The 19,547-nt window shown below is 71.0% G+C and carries 16 protein-coding genes, 1 tRNA gene and 1 pseudogene; 8 read left to right on the forward strand and 10 right to left on the reverse strand.

The window, feature by feature from the left end; genetic code table 11:
- Positions 1–317: 317 nt before the first annotated feature.
- Entirely contained in the window at positions 318–1,088 is a 771-nt protein-coding gene (locus AB0M76_RS31890) for a CAP domain-containing protein (protein WP_365956216.1), read from the reverse strand.
- Positions 1,089–1,785: 697 nt separating this feature from the next.
- On the opposite strand from AB0M76_RS31890, the gene AB0M76_RS31895 reads away from it, so the two are divergent.
- Complete coding sequence (locus AB0M76_RS31895) at positions 1,786–2,553, forward strand: NPP1 family protein (protein ID WP_365956217.1); 768 nt, start codon at positions 1,786–1,788, stop codon at positions 2,551–2,553.
- Positions 2,554–2,980: 427 nt separating this feature from the next.
- Here the strand turns inward: AB0M76_RS31895 and AB0M76_RS31900 are convergent, their stop codons facing one another.
- Positions 2,981–3,361 carry a hypothetical protein gene (locus tag AB0M76_RS31900; RefSeq protein ID WP_365956218.1) on the reverse strand — a complete coding sequence of 127 codons (381 nt, stop codon included), beginning with the start codon at positions 3,359–3,361 and terminating at the stop codon, positions 2,981–2,983.
- A 125-nt stretch (positions 3,362–3,486) separates the two neighbouring features.
- Here AB0M76_RS31900 and AB0M76_RS31905 point away from each other — a divergent pair, with 125 nt between their 5' ends.
- On the forward strand, positions 3,487–4,179 hold the full coding sequence (locus AB0M76_RS31905) for a hypothetical protein (protein ID WP_365956219.1): 693 nt from the start codon (positions 3,487–3,489) through the stop codon (positions 4,177–4,179).
- Positions 4,180–4,506: 327 nt separating this feature from the next.
- Positions 4,507–4,923, forward strand: a pseudogene (locus AB0M76_RS31910) (DUF4231 domain-containing protein); the annotation flags it as partial.
- On the opposite strand, the gene AB0M76_RS31915 reads toward AB0M76_RS31910, so the two are convergent.
- Entirely contained in the window at positions 4,880–5,203 is a 324-nt protein-coding gene (locus AB0M76_RS31915; RefSeq protein ID WP_365956220.1) for a hypothetical protein, read from the reverse strand. The pseudogene AB0M76_RS31910 and the gene AB0M76_RS31915 overlap by 44 nt on opposite strands.
- Positions 5,204–5,209: 6 nt before the next feature.
- On the opposite strand from AB0M76_RS31915, the gene AB0M76_RS31920 reads away from it, so the two are divergent.
- A complete protein-coding gene (locus AB0M76_RS31920; protein WP_365956271.1) occupies positions 5,210–5,305 on the forward strand; it encodes a hypothetical protein in 96 nt (31 codons plus the stop codon).
- 221 nt (positions 5,306–5,526) lie between these two features.
- Here AB0M76_RS31920 and AB0M76_RS31925 read toward each other — a convergent pair.
- From AB0M76_RS31925 to AB0M76_RS31950, 6 genes are all read right to left on the reverse strand, one after another.
- Positions 5,527–5,601: transfer RNA gene (locus tag AB0M76_RS31925), tRNA-Trp, on the reverse strand.
- 46 nt (positions 5,602–5,647) lie between these two features.
- On the reverse strand, positions 5,648–6,748 hold the full coding sequence (locus AB0M76_RS31930; protein WP_365956272.1) for a substrate-binding domain-containing protein: 1,101 nt from the start codon (positions 6,746–6,748) through the stop codon (positions 5,648–5,650).
- Positions 6,749–6,833: 85 nt separating this feature from the next.
- Positions 6,834–7,910, reverse strand: coding sequence for an ABC transporter permease (locus AB0M76_RS31935; RefSeq protein WP_365956221.1), 1,077 nt, complete (start codon positions 7,908–7,910; stop codon positions 6,834–6,836).
- On the reverse strand, positions 7,907–9,493 hold the full coding sequence (locus AB0M76_RS31940) for a sugar ABC transporter ATP-binding protein (protein ID WP_365956222.1): 1,587 nt from the start codon (positions 9,491–9,493) through the stop codon (positions 7,907–7,909). Before AB0M76_RS31940 ends, AB0M76_RS31935 begins: the two co-directional genes overlap by 4 nt.
- Positions 9,494–9,662: 169 nt before the next feature.
- On the reverse strand, positions 9,663–12,407 hold the full coding sequence (locus tag AB0M76_RS31945) for a SpoIIE family protein phosphatase (protein ID WP_365956223.1): 2,745 nt from the start codon (positions 12,405–12,407) through the stop codon (positions 9,663–9,665).
- 117 nt (positions 12,408–12,524) lie between these two features.
- Entirely contained in the window at positions 12,525–13,502 is a 978-nt protein-coding gene (locus tag AB0M76_RS31950) for a cyclase family protein (protein WP_365956224.1), read from the reverse strand.
- Positions 13,503–13,753: 251 nt separating this feature from the next.
- Here AB0M76_RS31950 and AB0M76_RS31955 point away from each other — a divergent pair, with 251 nt between their 5' ends.
- The 4 genes from AB0M76_RS31955 to AB0M76_RS31970 all read left to right on the forward strand — a co-directional run bounded on the left by AB0M76_RS31955 (position 13,754) and on the right by AB0M76_RS31970 (position 18,749).
- A complete protein-coding gene (locus AB0M76_RS31955; RefSeq protein WP_365956225.1) occupies positions 13,754–14,803 on the forward strand; it encodes a PP2C family protein-serine/threonine phosphatase in 1,050 nt (349 codons plus the stop codon).
- Between the two features lie 255 nt (positions 14,804–15,058).
- Positions 15,059–16,468 carry a family 2B encapsulin nanocompartment shell protein gene (locus AB0M76_RS31960; RefSeq protein WP_365956226.1) on the forward strand — a complete coding sequence of 470 codons (1,410 nt, stop codon included), beginning with the start codon at positions 15,059–15,061 and terminating at the stop codon, positions 16,466–16,468.
- Positions 16,469–16,605: 137 nt separating this feature from the next.
- The gene (locus AB0M76_RS31965) at positions 16,606–17,853 is read left to right on the forward strand and encodes a family 2 encapsulin nanocompartment cargo protein terpene cyclase (RefSeq protein ID WP_365956227.1); all 1,248 of its coding nucleotides are present in this window, start codon (positions 16,606–16,608) and stop codon (positions 17,851–17,853) included.
- Between the two features lie 2 nt (positions 17,854–17,855).
- On the forward strand, positions 17,856–18,749 hold the full coding sequence (locus AB0M76_RS31970) for a geranyl diphosphate 2-C-methyltransferase (protein ID WP_365956228.1): 894 nt from the start codon (positions 17,856–17,858) through the stop codon (positions 18,747–18,749).
- Between the two features lie 62 nt (positions 18,750–18,811).
- Here AB0M76_RS31970 and AB0M76_RS31975 read toward each other — a convergent pair whose 3' ends face one another.
- Entirely contained in the window at positions 18,812–19,489 is a 678-nt protein-coding gene (locus tag AB0M76_RS31975; protein ID WP_365956229.1) for a TetR/AcrR family transcriptional regulator, read from the reverse strand.
- Between the last annotated feature and the right edge of the window lie 58 nt (positions 19,490–19,547).

Here is a 19,547-nt window from a genome sequence, read left to right on the forward strand (position 1 = left end):
GCGGGCCTGCGCGGTACCGGCATCCGTCAACCGGTGGCCGGAATCGAAGGAAGCCCGCGTCGTCCGGTGCCGTGCGACGGCCCGGGCGGCCGAGCGGGCGGTCGCGGAGGGCGGTGACTCCCCGGTCCCCGGCCTGCTGCTCAGCGACCGGCACCCGGGCCGATCCACCACCCGGGTGCGCTACACCCACCGCCGGCCGGCCGGCCGGCCCGCCCGTCGACGATGCTGCTCGGCGCCGTCCGCGAACACCCCGTCCTGCAGGGGGCGCCGAAGTGCGCCCTGGTCGCGACCGGGGACGAGGTGTTCGGCACCTCCCGCTAGCGGGCCGTGCCGAAGTCCTGCGTCCAGAAGAAGTTCGGCTGCGCGAGGCCGACGCCGATCTCCTTGAAGGCACAGTTGAGGATGTTCTCCCGGTGCCCGGGGCTGTTCATCCAGCCGGTCATGACCTGCTCGGGCGTGTTGTAGCCGTAGGCGACGTTCTCGCCGTAGGTCGTCCAGGTGTATCCCGCACGGGTGATGCGCTGGCCCGGGTCCGAACCGTCGGAGCCGGTGTGCGACATGTTGGCGTGCGCGGCCATGTCCTCGCTGTGCTTCAGCGCGGCATCCGTCAGCTTCGCATTGACGGTCAGCGCGGAGCACCCGACCTTGGCGCGCTCCTTGTTCACGAGGGCCACCACCTGGGCGGCCGGGCCGGAGGGCGCAGCGGTCGGGGTGGTCGGCTTCTGCGGAGTCACGGGAGCCGTCGGCCGGGCCGGGGCCGGCTGCGCGGGCTTCGGCGCCGCGGGGGCTGTCGACGGCTCGGTGGGCTCCGTCGTCTGCGGAGCCTGCTCGGTCTGCTCGACCGGCACGGCCGGTGCCGTCTCGACCGGGGCGTCCGCCGGACCCGCCTGGATCTGGATCGACTCGCTGGGGGACGGGGCACTGTGGGAGGGGCGCATGCCGTGGTGCCGGCCGGCGGCCCTCGCAGAGCCCGCCTCCTGGGTGTCCAGGCACGCCATGGCGGCGGTGGGTATGCCCACGATGCCGAGGGTGACGGCGGCGATGGTTATTTTCTTGTAGTGCGTCCGCTTTTTACGGTGCTTTTGCATGCGTGACCTCACTTGGTTTCTGCGATGCGTCCTGCGCCTGAGCTGCTGGAGCGCCGGGGCCGGGCCGCCATTCTTAGAAGCCCTGGAAGGGGCTGGCAAGTCTCGCCGCCGGGCCCCGCGGCACCTCCGTACAGCGGGCTTGAAATGGGCGGAAACTCGTGCTGCCCGTCCGGTCGGCCGACTGCGCGAGACGAAGACCGACCATCAGACACGGCTGTGACGTGGCGAGTTGCCGCAGAACGCCCTGCTCCTCAAAATGCCCATTTCGATGAAGAGGGGAATGTCGATTCCAGTGGGACAAATATCGACATGTCGGTGAAACGTGAGCGGACGTAATGCTTCCGTGATCTCTCGCCTCATGGTGATGCATGTCACTGTTTCGCGCGGGAACCAGGTGCCGGCGGCAGGCGTCCGATGGGTCCTGTGACGGCGCCGGCGGATGGCTCGCGGCGTCGCGCGACGCCGGTCACTGCGCCGGGCGCCCCGTCGGCTGCCGCGCGGCGGGGGCGCTCCGGATCCCGGGCCGCCTCAACTCACCCTGAAACCAGCGCTGTTGCGAGAGCCCGATTGCAGGTGAACAGCTGCTGTCGGGACCCTTGCTGTGCCGTCGGGGTTCGCGAATGATGCTCGCTGAGCGACGCCGGCCACACAGCCGGGATCCGACCGCCCCCCGAATCGACCGCCCCGGAGGCCTGCTTTGCGGACGAGCCAGCACATCCGGAGATCATCCTTGGTCGTCGGCGCCGCCCTCGCGCTGGTCGTCGCCGCCGCCCAGACGGCCTTCGCGGCTCCACCCCCGGCGCTCCCCGCCAACGCCGAGGCCATCGAGGTGACCTTCCAGCCGGCGTACGACTACGACACCGACGGCTGCTATCCGACGCCCGCCATAGGCCCGACCGGCGTCCTGAACGGCGGTCTCAAGCCCAGCGGGGCCCTCGACGGCAGCTGCCGCGACGCCTCGGACCTCGCCAACACCAACGGCTACTCCCGCGCCACCTGCAACAACGGCTGGTGCGCCGTGGTGTACGCGCTGTACTTCGAGAAGGACCAGGCCGTCCCCGGCATCGGCCTCGGCGGCCACCGCCACGACTGGGAACACGTCGTGGTGTGGATCCAGGGCAACGAGGCGAAGTACGTCGCCACCTCCGCCCACGGTGACTTCGAGATCCACGCGCGCGACCAGATCCGCTGGGACGGTACCCATCCCAAGATCGTCTACCACAAGGACGGCATCGGCACGCACTGCTTCCGAGCGGCGAACACGAACGACGAACCGCCGGAGAACCACCGCCGCACCTGGCAGTTCCCCGCGCTCGTCGGCTGGTCGGGCTACCCGGCCACACTCCGGGAGAAGCTCAGCCAGGCCGACTTCGGCAGTGCCCACTTCGGCCTGAAGGACGGTGCCTTCTCCTCCCACCTCGCGGAGGCCAAGCCGGCGGGCATCCCCTTCGACCCGTACCAGTAGGCGGCGCACGCATCCCGGGGACCGTCCACATGCGGGGCCCCGGAGAGCTGCCCCCGAGCTCGTCGACACGGCGAACGGCGTCACCCGTACCACCAGGACCACCTGCGACGCCGTCGGCCGTGCCACCAAGGTCGTCATCTCCGGCGGTACGGGTCAGCCGGTCCCCGAGGCGACCGCCTGGTCGGCGCCGGCTACGCGTACGACGCGCTCGGCTGCACCACTGTGCTGATCGGTCGGTCGGTCGCTCCGTCATAGGGTCGGGTGGGCGTGCGAGCACCGCTGCAGACCCGTCCAGAGAGGTGTCTGACCCACTCTCCCGATATCGCCGCCGAGGCGGTCGCCGCACTGCGGCGCCTCTCGAACTCGACGGCTGCGATCGTGCCCGGCGTTGCTGCCGCGTGCGTCGCAAGCCTCCGCGACGGAGCGGTCACGCCTCCCTGCGGCGCCGCCGGACGGCGAAGACGATCGCGGCGATGACGAGCAGAACGATGAGCAGGGTGCCGATAAGAGCGACGGTGCCCAACTTCTTGAAGAAGCCCTTCTTCTTGCCCTTCTTGTTCTTGTCCTTCTTCTTGTCGCCCTTCTTGTCGCCGTCGACGACGTTGGCGGAGCCGACTGCAGAGTGCCGGAGCTGCGCAGATGCTGCCTGGGCCGGTGCGCCCTGGGACGGAAGCTGCGTCACAGCAGCAGCGGCGACCGCGACCGGACGAACCGTCACCGGCGCAGCCTGAGCCTCCGCCTGCGGACTCAGCAGCAGCCCGGCCAGCGCGAGTGCGGGTATGGCACGGACGATCCTGCGACTGATCACTTGCTTCATCCCCTTGGGTCGTTGTTGTCTCCACGATCATCGCAGGCCGGTCGGCCGCCTCTTACAGTGCCCTTATACCCGGCCTGCGCCGGCCGGATGCAAGGGCTGGGAAGTATGAGGTGGGCATGAAGATCAATCGTCCGGGGCGGCCGGAGGACCTTCCGGAAGCGAGCGTGTTGTGGGCGCGCTGGGCCGCGTTTGCCGTGGCGACCTGGAATGCCGAAGAGGAGAAGGAGCGCTTCCGGAGCGGGTATTGGCTCGGCGACAGCGACAGCGACTTGCACTACGACGACGGCGCTTGCAGCCGGTGGGGGTTCATCCGGGCCGAAGGCGGCCGCGCTGTTCTCTTCGGGCAGGACGATTCCAGCAAGGTTGCGCGGTACGAGCCGCCGATCGATCTCCTCGCCGCGGCGCCCGGGTGGGTGCACCGGGAACTCCCGCACGACCTTCTGGAGCAAGGCGGGATCGAGTGCGTCTACTGGTTCGAGGACGGTTCCTGGCACCGTGCGCCGTACCCCGACGACCTTCACGACGATGGGCTCGACTGCGGGATCGGCCACCTGACTTCGCGTGACCACGCCGTCGGCGAGATCTGTGCACTGTTCGAGTTCGACAACGACTGCGAAGGCGCCGTGGAGGCCTGCGAGCAGTTCTTCGAGCACGCGGAGCGGGGCACGGTCACCGGCAAGGTCGTGCGCTCCTTCGCCGATGAGATCTTCCGGATCCAGACGGAGTACGAACTGCTCTGGCCCGAGGCCCCGATCGCCCGGTCGGAGACGGACCTTGCCGCGATGACCGCCCTGGTGCGCTGGAGGTGACGCCGCGGCCGGTGTCCCGGCGTGGACCTGAACGCCGTACCGCCCACCGCTGCGCCGTCACGGTGGCCCTGGCGACCGGTGGTTCTGGCTCGGGGACGCAGTGAGCAGCGCGGCATCCATATTCTGGGCTGACAGTGGGGACACTCCCGTGGGTCCGTTGGCGACGTCTTCGCAGGAGGCGCCGCCCGCCGCACCCGCGCGGGTGCGGCGGCGAGCGGTGGGGGCGAGATGGCGGCGAACGGTCCGGCGGAGATAGGTCTGACGCCGGTGGAGGCCGCCGGCCGCCTGCTCGACAAGATCCGGTAGGGCAACGAGTACGCCCACGGGAAGAAGAGGCGCTTTCGCCGGTCCTCGTCGGTGATCAAGATGCTGACGCTCACGCTGTCCGCAGCGTCCACAGTGATCCTCGGCCTGCAGAACCTCAATGTATGGGCGGGTTTCGCCTTCGCACTCGTGGCGTTGGGGACGCTGCTGGGGGCCATCGAGCCGTTCTTCAACTGGAGATCGCGCTGGGTTCTCATGGAAGAGACGCAGCACCGATTTCAGCGTCTCGCCGACGAGCTCGAACACTTCCTGGCAACGACCGCCGTCGGCCGCGGCATCGCCGACGCTTGGTACGGCAATCTGCCCGTCCCCTGTCACCGGGGGAGGCGCTGTCGGGCGGCGGCTGCGACGCCCGTGGAACCCGGAGCCCGGCCCGTCAGTGCCCGTCGTCCGGCGGCAAGCTGGGCACATCGGCACTGAAGAGGCTGACCAGCAACCCGTACGGCTTGCCGTGCGCGCTGTCGGTGGCCGGATGCGGCTCTGCAGCCAGCGCGCGCAGCCGGGCTTCGAGCGTGTGCGCCTCGGCGTCGGTGAGCCAGAGGTGGCGCAGCGCGGTGTGCGAGGGCCGGCCGGGTTGGCTCGGCAGCATCTCGCCGAGCGCGGCGTTGATCAGGAACTCCGGCCCGACCACGGCGTCCTCGTGCACCTTGAAGTCCTCGGCGGCAGCGTCCTCGACCCCGCGTACCAGCAGGAGCACCACGTGGCGATGCGCCGCCTGAACGACCTGATCACGGCCGACGAGCGGGTGGACTCGGTGATGCTGTCGATGCGTGACGGAGTGACCATAACCCGGCGCCGCTAAGCGGCGTCGGTGAAGTGGGGTTTCGTTTTCGCGTCGTGCGGTGCGGTGCATCGCAAGGCGGAGCGGCACGTTTGTACTGGACGTACCAGGGTGCTGCGAGACCGCGGCGAGGCGCCGTGCCGGGCGGCGCGGGGGCGTGCCCCACTTCCCCGAGGCCGCTTAGTGCATCGGCATGACAGTGCCCCGGCATCCGATGCCGGGGCCACTGGCAGATGCCCGGAGGGAGCCGGCCGGAATCGAACCGGCGTCCTCGCGGTTTTGGAGACCGCGCGCGACGACCTCTGCGCTACGGCCCCGCCCGGGCCACCATCATACGAGGCCTGCCGGCCACCGGAGGCCCGGTCAGCCGCGCCAGATCTTCTCGTACGCCTCCTGGTAGCCCTGGGGGTTCCAGGAGGTGGCCCCGCTGCTGTTCGCCGCCGTGGCGATGTGGACGGGAGCCACGTAGCCGCTGGCGGGCTGCTGGGCGAAGGCCCGATTGAACTCGTCGACGATCTGCCAGCCCTGCTGCGAGAGCGGCTCCGGGACGGTCGCGGACTGGAACTGCTTGTTGTTGATGCGCCGGAACGCGGAGGGGTCGCCGTCGCCGGCGCCGATGTTGAAGGGCGGCCCGGCGCCGGGCCTGCCGGCGCCGCGGAAGGCCGGGGCGGCATCGTCGAAGTACAGGTCGTTGATGGCGACGGAGTACGTCCAGTCCTTCGGGAAACGGGACAGGAGCGAGGAGACCTCCTGGGGGGTGCGCCGGCTCGCGTCCGGGATCGGGATGTTCGCGTGCGCCAGGAGCTTCACGCCGGGGCAGGCGGCGAGCCGCCGCTCGATCAGCTGGGACTTCGTACCGGCGAACGGGATCGAGTCGTCGGTGAAGACGACGACCCCGGCGTCGCCGTCGGACTGGGCGATGACCCAGTCCGCGCCGGCCTTCGCCACCTCCTCCACCTTCGTGGTGATGTTGGTGAAGAGCTTGGGACTCGTGCTCGGGCCGGGGGAGCTGACCGCGTGCCAGCCGATGAGCGGGATCCCCGCCTCCTCGGCCCGCGCCACCTGCTGTGAGGTCGGGCGGGGATCGAAGCCGCCGATGACGATGCCCGAGGGCTTGAGGGTGACGGCCTGGCTGAGTGCCGCCTGGATGCCGGCCGGGGTACCCTCCCCGTCGATGACCCGGACATCCCAGCCGATGGCCTGCGCCGCCTCCTTGACGCCCTTCGCGACTCCGGCGACGCCCGGGTTGGTCATGGTCTGCGCGACGTAGACGATGGTCTTGCCGGGGACCGCCTTGGGCCCGGTGGTGGGGCCGTTCCACGAGGTGTCCTTGCTCTCGGCCCGCTGAACGGCCGCCTTCGCCTCCTGGAGGACGGCCGGGCAACCGGCGGCCGAGGAAGGGCCGGTGGGGTTCGATGAGCCGCTCTCGCAGCCGGCGACGGCGCCGGCGGCTGCTGCCAGCAGGACGGCGGCAGCGAGGGCGGTCTTGCGGTTCGGGTACACGGTGCTCCTGACGCTGGTGTGCGCTGCGAGGTGTTCTCCGGGAGGTTCAGGGGGCGCCGTCGTCGTCGCCCGCCGCCGCGGCCGGCTGTTTCGCGGGTGGCGGGCCGGTGGCCGTGGCGCCGGCGCGCAGCCGCCGGCGGGCCGCGTAGCCGGCCAGCCCGACCGCGATGAGCAGAGTGCCGCCGTTGAACAGCGGGGTGGCCCAGAAATCGGCGCCGAGCTGGCCGATCCCGGCGAGGCCGACGGCGAGTACGGCGACGGCGACCAGCGTGCCCAGGGCGTTGGCCCGACCCGGCTTGATCGTGGTGGAGCCGAGCAGGACGCCGACGAACGCGGGCAGCAGGTAGTCCAGGCCGACACTGGGATTGCCGATCTGCTGCTGCGCGGCGAGCAGCACACCGGCGAAGCCGACGACCGCGCCCGATCCGGCGAAGGCATAGACGCAGTACCGGTGCGTGGGGATGCCGATGATCTCGGCGGCGCGGGGATTGGAGCCGATGACGTACAGATACCGGCCGAACGGCAGCCGCTCCAGCACCAGCCAGAGGACGGCGACGAGGCCGAGTACGTAGAAGGCGGGTACCGGCAGGCCGAGGAACCGGGAGTCGTAGAGGCCGGTGAAGGCCGCCGGAAGACCGTCGGGGCCGGGGACGATCCGGCTCCCGTCGGTGATCCAGCCGGTGACGGCGTACATCATGCTGCCGGTGCCGAGCGTGGCGATGAAGGAGTCGATACGGGCGAACTCGACGACGACACCGTTCACGGCGCCGGCCAGGGTCCCCCCGAGGACCACCGTGAGGCAGGCGAGCGGCCAGGGCCAGCCCGCGTCGACGATGAGGTACAGCACCAGGACGTGCGCCAGGCCCAGGGCGTAACCGATGGACAGGTCGAACTTGCCGCTCGCGATGGGGATCGTCGCGCCGAGCGCCATGACGGCCGGAATCGACTGGTTGGAGAGGATCGAGGAGACGTTGTCCCGTGTGGGGAACGTGTCGGGGAGGACGAGAGAGAAGAGCAGGAAGAGCAGGACGGTGAGGGCCAGGAGGCCGTACGTGCCGATGAAGTGCCCGTGCAGACGACCCGTCAGGGGTCGGCGCGAGGCCGAGGAGGGTGCGGGGCTCACCGGCTCCCCGCGCTTCCGGTGATCGCGGGCAGGGCCGAGGCGGTGCGGGTGAGTTCGGTAACGCTCAGCGTCTCACCCGCCAGCTCGGCCACCACGCTCCCGCGCCCGAACACGAGCGCGCGGTGGCACACGTCGGCGACCTCCTCGAAATCGGTGGAGATGAGCAGGACCGCCAGGCCGGCGGCCAGCGCCTCGCCGAGGAGCCGGTGGATCGCGGCCTTGGCGCCGACATCCACGCCGGCCGTCGGCTCCTCGAGGATCAGCAGACGCAGCCTCCCGCGGAGCCGGCGGCCGACCATGACCTTCTGCTGGTTGCCGCCGGACAGGGTGGCGATCGGCACCTCGCTGTCGCGGGGGCGTACGTGGAACCGCTCGATCAGGGCGGCGGCCTCGGCGCGCTCGCGCCGCGGGGCGACCCAGTGCCACGCCGGCACACCGGCTGCGCGGGGATTGGCCAGGAAGTTCTCCCGTACCGTCAGTTCCGCGGCGCAGCCCTCCTCCTGCCGGTTGGCGGCCACGAAACCGACGCCGGAGCCGAGGGCGGCGGTGACCGTGCGCGGGTGGTACGGACGGCCATCGAGCAGTGCCCGGCCGCCGAGGAGCGGAGTTGCGCCGGCGAGGGCGCGGCCCAGGTGCATGTGGCCGGCCCCGGTCAGCCCGACCATGGCGAGGATCTCGCCTTCGCGCAGCTCCAGACTGACCGGGACCGTGCGTTCTGTCGTCACGCCGTCGAGGCGCAGTACGGGCGGGCGGACGGGCACGGAGCGGGAAGCAGGGGCGGAAGGGAACCCGGGGGCGGCTGCGGGGGGCGGGCCGCCGGCCGGTTCGGGGCCCACGATGTCGCGTACCAGACGGGTGGGACTGTACGGGGCGAGGGGGCCGTGGCTGACGAGCCGTCCGTCGCGCAGGACGGCGAAGGTGTCGGCGACCTCGTACACCTCGTCGAGGCGGTGGCTGACGTAGAGGATGCCGTGCCCCCGGTCTCGCAGGGCGTGCAGTACGTCGAAGAGGCGGGCGCAGTCCGCGGCGGGGAGGGTGGCGGTCGGCTCGTCCAGGACGAACAGCTCCGCCTGTCTGGCCAGGGCGCGGGCGATCGCGACCAGCGAGCGTTCGGCGGGGGCCAGGTCGGCGATGCGGGCGTCGGCGTCCAGGTGTCCGGCGACGATCCGCAGTGCCTCGGCGCAGTTCCTCCGGGTCTCGCGCCAGGAGATCAGGCCGCGGCGGCGGGGGTATCCGGTCCCGAGGGCGATGTTCTCGGCGACGGTCATCCACTCGACCAGACCGAGGTCCTGGTGGATGAAGGACATGGTTCGGCGGGCCGCGTCGGAGCCGAGCGGGTGCCCGGCGACGGTCACCTCGCCCGCGTCGGCGCGGTGAACCCCGGCGAGCACCTTGATGAGGGTGGACTTCCCGGCACCGTTGGGGCCGAGGAGGGCGAGGACGCTGCCGCCGTGGACGTCGAGGCTGACGCCGTCGAGGGCGACGGTGCCGCCGAACCGTTTGCCGAGACCGCGTATGCGGACGAGGGGCGCTCCGCCGGAGCGCGAGGGCGGGCTCGTCGAGGTGACGGGAGTGTCATGCACGGACTTCTCCGGGGCCGCCTGGGGAGGTGCTTCCTGAAGCGATGAGGACATCGCTGACGGACGTCGCTGAGGGACATCGGTGATGCTACTGGTGACTATCGCCATATGAGCGATATGCCGCTGTCTGTGCCTCCGATGGTCGAGTGCCGAGAGGATCGAGGGGTGACGGTCAGGCCGCGTCCAGGGCGCATTCGGCCCAGATGACCTTGCCGTGGGTGGTGTAGCGGGTGCCCCAGGCGTGGGCGAGCTGTGCGACGAGGAACAGGCCGCGTCCGCCCTCCTCCGTCGTGGCCGCCCGCCGCAGGTGCGGGGCGGTGCTGCTGCCGTCGGCGACCTCGCAGATCAGGTTGCGGTCGCGGACCAGCCGTACCTGGATGGGCTCGGTGCCGTAGCGGACCGCGTTGGTGACCAGCTCGCTGAGCATCAGCTCGGCGGCGAACGCGAGCTCCTCCAACCCCCAGTCGGCCAGCTGGCGGGTGGCGGCGGCACGGATGCCGGAGACGAGGGCCGGGTCCGCGGGCACCTCCCACGTGGCGATCCGGTCGGCGGGCACGGTCCGGGTGCGGGCGACGAGCAACGCGATGTCGTCCGCGGGGTGGTCGGGCGCAACCGCGTCGATGACCGCCTGACAGGTGTCCTCCGGCGTGCGGTCCGGGTGGGACAGGACACGGCTCAGCTGCTCGAGGGCGACATCGATGTCGCGATGGCGGTCCTCGACGAGCCCGTCGGTGTAGAGGACCAGCGTGCTCCCCTCGGGGAGCTGGATCTCGGCCGTTTCGAAGGGCAGACCGCCCAGGCCCAGCGGCGGTCCGGCCGGCAGGTCGGGGAACGTCACGACGCCGCCGGGGTGGACCAGGGCGGGCGGGGGGTGGCCGGCGCGGGCCATGGTGCACTGCCGAGTCGTGGGGTCGTAGACGGCGTAGAGGCAGGTGGCGCCGACGATGCCGGTACTGCCGGAGTCGTTCTCGCCGCCCTCCTCCCGGTCCAGCCGCACCAGGAGGTTGTCCAGGTGGGTGAGAAGCTCGTCGGGGGCGAGTTCCAGTTCGGCGAAGTTGCGGGCGGCGGTACGCAGCCGGCCCATGGTGGCGGCGGCGTGCAGGCCGTGGCCCACGACGTCTCCGACGAGCATGGCGACCCGGGTGCCGGAGAGCGGGATGACGTCGAACCAGTCGCCGCCCACCCCGGATTCGGCGGGCAGGTAGCGGTGCGCGACCTCGACGGCGCCCTGGTCGGGTACGCCGTGCGGGAGCAGGCTCTGCTGCAGGGCCAGGGCCAGGGTGTGCTCGTGGGTGTAGCGGCGGGCGTTGTCGATGCAGAGCGCGGCGCGGGCGGCGAGTTCCTGGGCCAGCCAGCTGTCGTCGTCCCCGAAGGGGGCGGGGTCCTCCGAGCGGTAGAAGCTGGCGACCCCCAGCAGGACGCCGCGGGCCAGCAGGGGGACGGAGACCAGGGAGTGCACGTTGTGGGCGAAGATCTGCCGAGCGTGCTCGGGCTCCTGGTCGATCCAGCCGACGGCATGCCTCAGATCCGCCTCCAGTACCGCCTGCCCGCTGTCCAGACACCGCATGTGGGGAGTGCCGGGGCGCAGCTCCACCCGCTGCCCGACCGGGTAGAACGGGCAGTCCTCGCGAATGCCGTGGACCACCGTGCGGTGCAGCTCGGTCCGGGGATCGGCGGACTCCTCGCCGCGCAGCACGGCCTCGGGCACGTCGATGGTGACGTAGTCGGCCAGGCGCGGAACGGCCATCTCGGCGAGCTCCCAGGCGGTGCGGGTCACGTCCAGGGTGGTGCCGATACGGGTACTGGCCTCGGCCAGCAGCTCCAGGCGACGGCGTGCCGCGACGGCGTACTTCCCCACTTCCGGCTCGCCGACCAGCACCAGTCCTCTGACCTTGCCGCGGGTGTGGCCGGCGGCGGCCGGAGCGGCGGGAGCGGCGAGAGGGCCGGGCGGCGGACCGGAGGGCGGTCCGGTGCGGGGCAGGAGGGAGAGGTGGTGCACCGGCGCCGCATCGCCGCTGAGCACAGCCTCGACGACGACGCCCTCCACCCCCGAGCGGCTCACGAGCGGGCTGCTCATGAGGGTGACACCCCGCCCGTGGGGCAGGGCCACCTCTACGGCGGCCCGCTGGGCCGAGGAGATGAGCTCGGTGGCCTTCTCCTTGAGGATCATCTGATCGCTCCGGTCCAGCCCGCTGTCGCCGAGCTCGTCCAGCGCGATCAGATGCCCGTTCCCGGCGGCCGAGCCGGTCCGGGTGAGGTGGCTGGCGTCGAGGTACGTCCGCAGCAGGGCGCGCTCGCGCTCCGAATGCTGCTCCATCAGCCGCCGCTCGATGCTCTCGGCCGCCCGGCGGACCAGGGTGGGCAGTGCCGGGTCCTCGTAGCCGTGCGGGTAACCGAAGCACAGGACACCGACGACGTGTCCGCTCAGCTGGTCGCGGATCGGGGTGGCGGAGCAGGCGTTCGACTGGGAGCGCTCGGCGAAGTGCTCGGCCCCGTAGACCTGGACGAGCCGCCGCTCGGCGAGCGCGAGACCGATGCCGTTGGTCCCCGCGAAGCGCTCGGCGAAGACGAAGCCGGGGACGCTCTGGATGGGGGGGAGGTCATGGGCAAGGGCGGGCTCCCCGAAGCGGCGCTGCAGCACCGTTCCGTTCCCGTCGGCGAGGGAGACGTTCATCTGGCTGCCCGTGAAACGGGATGCCAGCTGGTCGAGCACGGGTGTGGCCGCACGGACGAGCCGGCTGTCCGGATCGAAATCGTCCCGGTAGGGAAGTTCGGTCTGGTCCGGTGACAGTCCCAGGGACTGGCAGCGCAGCCAGGAGTTCAGGATCGGGCTGCGTACCCCGCTCGCGACCGGCTCGCCCAGCAGGAACCGCTCACGGGAGCGTGCGGGGCCGATCTCGTCTCCCGTGACCCCCATATGCATCACTTCTCCTTACCGGGCCCTCGGCCTCGGCCGTACCGGAGCACTTGCCCCGAGTAAGCGTCTTTCGAGTATATTCCTCCCGGTTTATTCGGATCATTCGGATCATTCGAATCAGAGGATTCCGACCGGATCGACGGGCGAGCCCGTCCCGCCCGGCACGTTCAGCGGCGCCACGACGATCATGAACTCGTACCGCCCCGCCTCGGCGCAGGCGGCGGAGAGCGCCTCGAGGTCCAGGTTGTCCAGCAGCGGCACCCCCATGGCCGCCACGGCGAGGGCATGGACGGGGGAGTGGACGCCCTCGACCGGCGAGGGGCGCAGGTCGCTGTCCCCGTCGCCGCCGAGCAGGGCGACGGCGCGCTCGGCCAGCAGGGGCACGGCGTCCACGTGGAAGCCCGCGCTCGCGGCGTCCGAGTCCCAGGGGCCGGTCTCCCGGCGGCGCCGGAAGCGGCCGGAGCGCAGCAGCACCGCGCAGCCGTCGTCGATCGTCACTCCCAGTGCCCGCTCCGCCGCGGCGACGTCCCGCGCGTGGACCGCATGCCCGGGCTCCAGCCAGTCGACCCCGAGGACGGCCGGCAGATCGAGGAGTACCCCCTTGGTGACGAGGGGGCCGAGCGCCGCCACCGAGCCGAAGCGCGCACCTGCGGCGCCGACGGCCTCGCGTGCCGGCCGCCCGTCGTAGAGCCGCCCCTCGTACGCGACGTGCGACAGGGCGTCCAGGTGGCTCACGGCCTTGCCGTGGTAGTCGACGCCGATGAAGTCCTTGTACGTGGCGGGTTCCCCGGGCTCCACGTCACCGAGATCGGACATGTAGTGCAGGGCCGGCTTGCCGTTGTCCGGTCCGGGCCGGGTGTCCCAGGGCAGACCCAGCGGGACCGCCGTACCGGAACGGATCAGGGCGGCGGCCCGCCGTACGTGGTCCGGGGTGACGCGGTTCCAGGCTCCGCGGCCGGCCGGGGCCCAGCGGCCCCACGTGCGGACCGCGGCGAAGATCGCGTCGAACTCCTGACGGGAGACTGCGGGCTCCCCGCCGGCAGGGGCAGGCGGGGGTGTGGGGGGCGTCGGGTCGTCCGCGGGGCTGCTGCTCATCCGAACTCAGCGCTCCAAGGCTCGGAGGGGCCTCGCCCTGGGGCGGGACCGGGGGACGAGCGCCCCGACGCCCGCACCGCATCACATGCCCGGCGGTCCCGGTCCCTACGCCTGAGAGGCCCCGCACGGGGGATGGGTGGCGGCGAGCAGCTTCGACGGGGCACGCTGGAGCCATGCGGATGCCCTTCCCCTCACCTCCTCGACCGGGAGCGGGCGGCCGTCACCAGGTCCTTTTCGTACTCGCGGAATGTGTGCCCTTCGTGATCGCGCTCTCGGTGCTGATCATCGAATTCACGCCCGCTCACGTGCTGTACACCGGCCCCCTCCTGGTCGCGACGCCGGCGCTGGCCGCGGTGGCGATGGGTCCCAAGGGCACCCTTGCGGCGGTGGCCGTGGCCGTGGCCGTGAGCGTGACCACGGCCACCTACAACGGGGCGTGGGGCACTCAGCAGGTCTACACGAACTTCCTGGCCCTGTTCCTGGTGTCGCTGGCGAGCCTCGCGACGAGCAGCACCGTCCGCAGGCGGCGGGAGGACGAACTCGACCAGGTCCGCCGGATCGCCGTGGCGGCGCAGGAGGCCGTGCTGCGGCCCGTCCCGGCCCGGCTGGGCCCCGTACGCGTGGCCGGCATGTACCTCGCGGCCGAGACGGGAGCGCAGATCGGAGGCGATCTGTACGAGGCCGTACAGACGAAGTACGGGGTCCGCTTGATCGTCGGTGACGTCCGCGGCAAGGGGCTGCCGGCCGTACGTGCGGCCGCGGCCGTGCTCGGCGCGTTCCGCGAGGCCGTGCACTACGAGGACGAACTGGTGGGGGTCATCCACCGCTGCGAGGCGGCACTGCTGCGCGATGCCGCCGTGCCCGGCGTGATCGACCCGGAAGAACTCGTGGAGGGCTTCGTCACCGCGCTGGTGGCCCAGGTGCCGGACGGGCCCGTCGTCGAGGTCGTCAACCGCGGCCATCCGCCTCCGCTGCTCCTGCGTGACGGGACGGCAGGCGCCCTGATGCCCACCTGCCCGCTGCCGCCGCTCGGACTCGCGGAGTTCATCACCGGTCCCCCCGGCAGGGTGGACCGCTATTCCTTCGCACCCGGAGACCGGCTGCTCCTGTACACCGACGGCGTCATCGAAGCCCGCAACAGCGGCAACGACTTCTTCGCCCTGCCCGAGGCGATGGAGGCGGTGAACGCGATGCCCGACGGCGGTCCGCAGGAGTTCCTGGACCAACTGCACCGGAGACTGCTCCGCCACACCCAGGATCGCCTGGCGGACGACGCGGCGATGTTCCTCGTCGATCGGTGACGACCCGTCAGGCTACGTCTGTAGAGCAGATGTTCGACCGGGCTCGAACCTCGCCGAAGCGGGGCCGTAAACGCCCGCCGCAAGATCACCGCATCGAGGTAATGGCAGTGGCTTCGTGAGCTGGTCTGCTGCTTCGACGGTTAGTGTGCTCCCGGATCCGGATGGAATGCCCGGATTTTCGCCCTCTTTTTCTTCTTTCACCGGTGACGTGTGCCCGTATGCCGTTCACCGCCCTTACGAAGGAGAACCTGCCCGATGACCGTGGACACCAGCCCGGAGGCGCAGCTCGAGCCTCCGCAGACCAGCCTGGGCACGGCGGCCGCCCGCAACCTTGCCACCACGACCAAGTCCGCCCCGCAGATGCAGGAGATCACCTCCCGCTGGCTGCTGAAGATGCTCCCCTGGGTGGAGACCAAGGGCGGCACGTACCGGGTGAACCGGCGGCTGACCTACACCGTCGGCGACGGGCGCATCGACTTCGTCCAGGACGGTGCCCAGGTCCGGGTGATCCCGCGTGAGCTCGGCGAACTCGCCATGCTGCGCGGCTTCGACGACATGGACGTGCTGACCGCCCTCGCCGGCCGGTGCGTCCAGCGTGACTTCCGCGCCGGTGAGGTGCTGGTCGAGCGCGGCACCCCCGCGAACGAGATCCACCTGATCGCCCACGGCCGGGTCAACCAGACCTCCGTCGGCAAGTACGGTGACGAGGTCGCCGTCGCCGTGCTCGCCGACGGCGACCGGTTCGGCGAGAACGCCTTGCTGGACGGTGCCGGGGGCTGGGACTACACGGCCACCGCCGCCACGCCCGGCACCCTGCTCACGCTGTCCCGCTCGGACTTCGCCGCCGTCCTGTCCTCGGCGCCGCACCTCCAGGCCCACGTCGAGCGGTTCGGCGCGCTTCCGCACCAGCGGCAGAACAAGCACGGCGAGGCCGAAATCGCGATGTCCGCCGGCCACACCGGCGAACCCGAGCTGCCCGGCACCTTCGTCGACTACGAGCCCCACCCACGCGAGTACGAACTCTCCATCGCCCAGACGGTACTGCGGGTCCACACGAGGGTCGCCGACCTCTACAACGAGCCGATGAACCAGACCGAGGAGCAGCTCAGGCTCACCATCGAGGCGCTGCGCGAGCGCCAGGAGCACGAGCTGGTCAACAACCGGGAGTTCGGCCTGCTCCACAACGCCGACTTCAAGCAGCGGATCCAGACCCACTCCGGCCCTCCCACCCCGGACGACCTCGACGAGCTGCTCTGCCGCCGCCGCGGCTCCAAGCTCTTCCTGGCCCACCCCAAGGCCATCGCGGCGATCGGGCGCGAGTTCAACGCCCGCGGGCTCTACCCGGACCACGTCGACCTCGGCGGACAGCAGGTCCCGGCCTGGCGCGGGGTCCCGATCCTGCCCTGCAACAAGATCCCGATCAGCAAGGAGAACACCAGCTCGATCCTGGTGATGCGAACCGGCGAGGACAACCAGGGCGTCATCGGCCTGCGCCAGACCGGTCTGCCGGAGGAGTACGAGCCGGGCCTGTCGGTGCGCTTCATGGGCATCGACGAGAAGTCGATCATTTCCTACCTGGTCTCCACCTACTACTCCGCCGCCGTCCTGGTGCCCGACGCGCTCGGCGTGCTGGAGAACGTGCAGATCGCCCGCAGGCACGACTGAGCGGACCTGCCCCACGGCCACGACAACCGCTCCGCGGCGGCCGCTACACCCACGCCGGCCACGGCCCGGGCCCTCCCGGGCCGGCCGGGCATGCCCGGGATCCGGGACAGCCCAACCACCTCACCAAGGAGCCAAGGATGCCCGATCCCGGGCCTTCCCCTCTGCAGTCGAGTCTCCCTGCAGCCGCGGCCCGCTTCGGGGCCCACGGCCACGGCCACGGCATCGAAGCCGTCGGCTGCGTCCGGCCTGCCCTGTTCGCCCCGCCCGCCCAGCCCTCGGCCCCCGTCACCACACCGAGCCCCGCCCTGGAGCGGATCCTGCGCGGCCCCAGCGGTCTGGGCGCGACAGGGCTGTCCCTGGCCCGGCGCGAGGAGCCGCCTGCGCCGGAGGCGGAGCCCCCGGTGGCGGGCCGTCCGATCCCAGGTCTCTACTTCCACCCGGTGCCGGAACCCGACCCCGTACGGGTCGAGGAGCTCAGCCAGAGGATCAAGGCGTGGGCGGTGGACGAGGTCGAGCTGTACCCCCCGGAGTGGGAGGACCAGTTCGACGGCTTCTCCGTGGGCCGCTACATGGTCGCCTGTCATCCGGACGCCCCCACCGTCGACCACCTGATGCTCGCCACACGGCTGATGGTCGCCGAGAACGTCGTCGACGACTGCTACTGCGAGGACCACGGGGGCTCGCCCGTCGGCCTCGGCGGACGCCTGCTGCTGGCGCACACCGCCCTCGACCCCCTCCACACCACGACGGAGTACCAGCCGGAGTGGGCGGAGTCGCTCCACTCGGACGCGCCGCGGCGCGCGTACCGCTCGGCCATGGAGTACTTCGCCCACGAGGCCACCGCCTCCCAGGCCGACCGGTTCCGGCACGACATGGCCCGTCTGCACCTGGGGTACCTCGCCGAGGCCGCCTGGGCCGAGACGGACTACGTCCCGGAGGTGTGGGAGTACCTGTCGATGCGCCAGTTCAACAACTTCCGCCCCTGCCCCACCATCACCGACGCCGTCGGCGGCTACGAACTGCCGGCGGACCTGCATGGCCAGCCCGCCATGCAACGGGTCATCGCGCTCGCCGCGAACGCGACCACCATCGTCAACGACCTGTACTCCTACACCAAGGAACTCGCCAGCCCCGGCCGGCACCTCAACCTGCCCGTGGTGATCGCCGAACGCGAGGGCTGCTCCGTCCGCGACGCCTATCTGAAAGCGGTCGAGGTCCACAACGACCTTATGCACGCGTTCGAGGCCGCGGCCGCCGACCTGGCCGCCGCCTGCCCCGTCCCGAGCGTGCTGCGCTTCCTTCGGGGCGTGGCCGCGTGGGTCGACGGCAACCACTACTGGCACCAGACCAATACCTACCGCTACAGCCTGCCCGACTTCTGGTAAGGATGGATTTATCTGTGACCAACACCGAGCTCACCATGCCCCCCGCCTCCGCGTTCATCCCCGCCCCGGCGACGCCCTACCAGGGTGACATCGCCCGTTACTGGGACCACGAGGCCCGGCCGGTGAACCTGCGTCTCGGCGACGTCGACGGCCTCTACCACCACCATTACGGCATCGGTGACGTCGACCACGCAGCCCTCGGGGACACCGAGGACAGCTCATACGAGAAGAAGCTGATCGCCGAGCTCCACCGCCTGGAGTCGGCGCAGACCGACGTCCTCCTGGACCACCTGGGCGCCATCGGCCACGGCGACATCCTCGTGGACGCCGGCTGCGGCCGCGGAGGCTCGTCGGTCATGGCCCACCAGCGGTTCGGATGCAAGGTCGAGGGCGTCACGCTGTCCGCCAAGCAGGCCGAGTTCGCGAACGAGCGCGCCCGCGAACTCGGCATCGAGGACTCGGTCCGCGCCCGCGTCTGCAACATGCTGGACATGCCGTTCGAGACGGGGCAGGCCGCGGGCTCGTGGAACAACGAGTCGAGCATGTACGTAGACCTGCACGACCTGTTCGCCGAACACTCCCGCGTGCTCGCCGTCGGGGGCCGCTACGTGACCATCACCGGCTGCTGGAACCCCCGGTATGGCCAGCCCTCGAAGTGGGTCTCCCAGATCAACGCGCACTTCGAATGCAACATCCACTCCCGCCGGGAGTACATGCGGGCCATGGCCGACAACCGTCTCGTACCGCAGGCCGTCATCGACCTGACGCCCGCGACCCTGCCCTACTGGGAGCTGCGGGCCACGTCCTCCCTGGTCACAGGTATTGAAGAGGCGTTTATCAACTCCTACAAGGACGGCTCGTTCCAGTACGTCCTGATCGCAGCCGACCGCGTCTGATCCGAAGGAAGCCCGAAAGGGCGGCCGGGCCCGTGACCCACGGGCCCGGCCTTTTGCGTACGTCACGCAGACCGCTGCGGCGCCCCCGCAGGAGGGTCGATCGAGGCGAGCAGGCTCAGTACGGTGGCCTCCATGGCGTGCCGCGCCTCCTCGGGGCCGAGCCCGGTGGAACGCCAGTGGTGCCAGGCGCCCCACGTGGTCACCGCGTCGAGCCCGTTGACCAGGTCCGTACGCCGCCGGCCCGACACTCGGTCGAGTTCCTCCGCCAGCACGGCCTCCATGCGTCGGCGGGCGTCGGCGAAGGTCTCCTCGGTCACCTGACGGATGCGCTCCGAGGGGCGGTCCATGCGGATCATCGCCAGGCGTGCCGGGGTGATCCATTCGAGGATCCGGGCCCGCTGTTCGGCCAGGGCCGCCACTCGCGCGGCGCGCGGACCCTCGGTGGGCAACGGCCTGATCTGCTCGGCCAGTTGTTCCAGCCGCCGGGTGATGGCTGTGTCCACGAGCTGGGCCATGTCGTCGAAATGGTGGAACACCGACCGCCGTGAGACCCCCGCGTACTGGGCCACCCGGTCGGCGGGGAAGTCCGTCATGCCTTCGTCGAGGAGCGCGAGCAGCGCGTCGGCGATCTTCTCGCGGGTCTGCCGGCCGCGCTCGGTCCGGCCGTCCGTGGCGCCGGCGGCCGGCGGGCTGCCCTGCTCCGGCCGCTGCGGGGTGTCCTGCTCGGGATGCCGTCCCACCTGGGGCTCCTCTCTCCGATTGACATTATTGCACTCCGAGTGCAACGGTGAATGTGCA

Source organism: Streptomyces sp. NPDC051364, from assembly GCF_040682115.1.
In the GTDB taxonomy this organism is placed as follows: Bacteria; Actinomycetota; Actinomycetes; order Streptomycetales; family Streptomycetaceae; genus Streptomyces.

Coding starts and splice junctions, on each gene's coding strand:
- AB0M76_RS31890 (WP_365956216.1), bottom strand. CDS start 1,088: ATGCAAAAGCACCGTAAAAAGCGGACGCACTACAAGAAAATAACCATC.
- AB0M76_RS31905 (WP_365956219.1), top strand. CDS start 3,487: ATGAAGATCAATCGTCCGGGGCGGCCGGAGGACCTTCCGGAAGCGAGC.
- AB0M76_RS31920 (WP_365956271.1), top strand. CDS start 5,210: ATGCGCCGCCTGAACGACCTGATCACGGCCGACGAGCGGGTGGACTCG.
- AB0M76_RS31945 (WP_365956223.1), bottom strand. CDS start 12,407: ATGGGGGTCACGGGAGACGAGATCGGCCCCGCACGCTCCCGTGAGCGG.
- AB0M76_RS31950 (WP_365956224.1), bottom strand. CDS start 13,502: ATGAGCAGCAGCCCCGCGGACGACCCGACGCCCCCCACACCCCCGCCT.
- AB0M76_RS31960 (WP_365956226.1), top strand. CDS start 15,059: ATGACCGTGGACACCAGCCCGGAGGCGCAGCTCGAGCCTCCGCAGACC.
- AB0M76_RS31965 (WP_365956227.1), top strand. CDS start 16,606: ATGCCCGATCCCGGGCCTTCCCCTCTGCAGTCGAGTCTCCCTGCAGCC.
- AB0M76_RS31970 (WP_365956228.1), top strand. CDS start 17,856: ATGGATTTATCTGTGACCAACACCGAGCTCACCATGCCCCCCGCCTCC.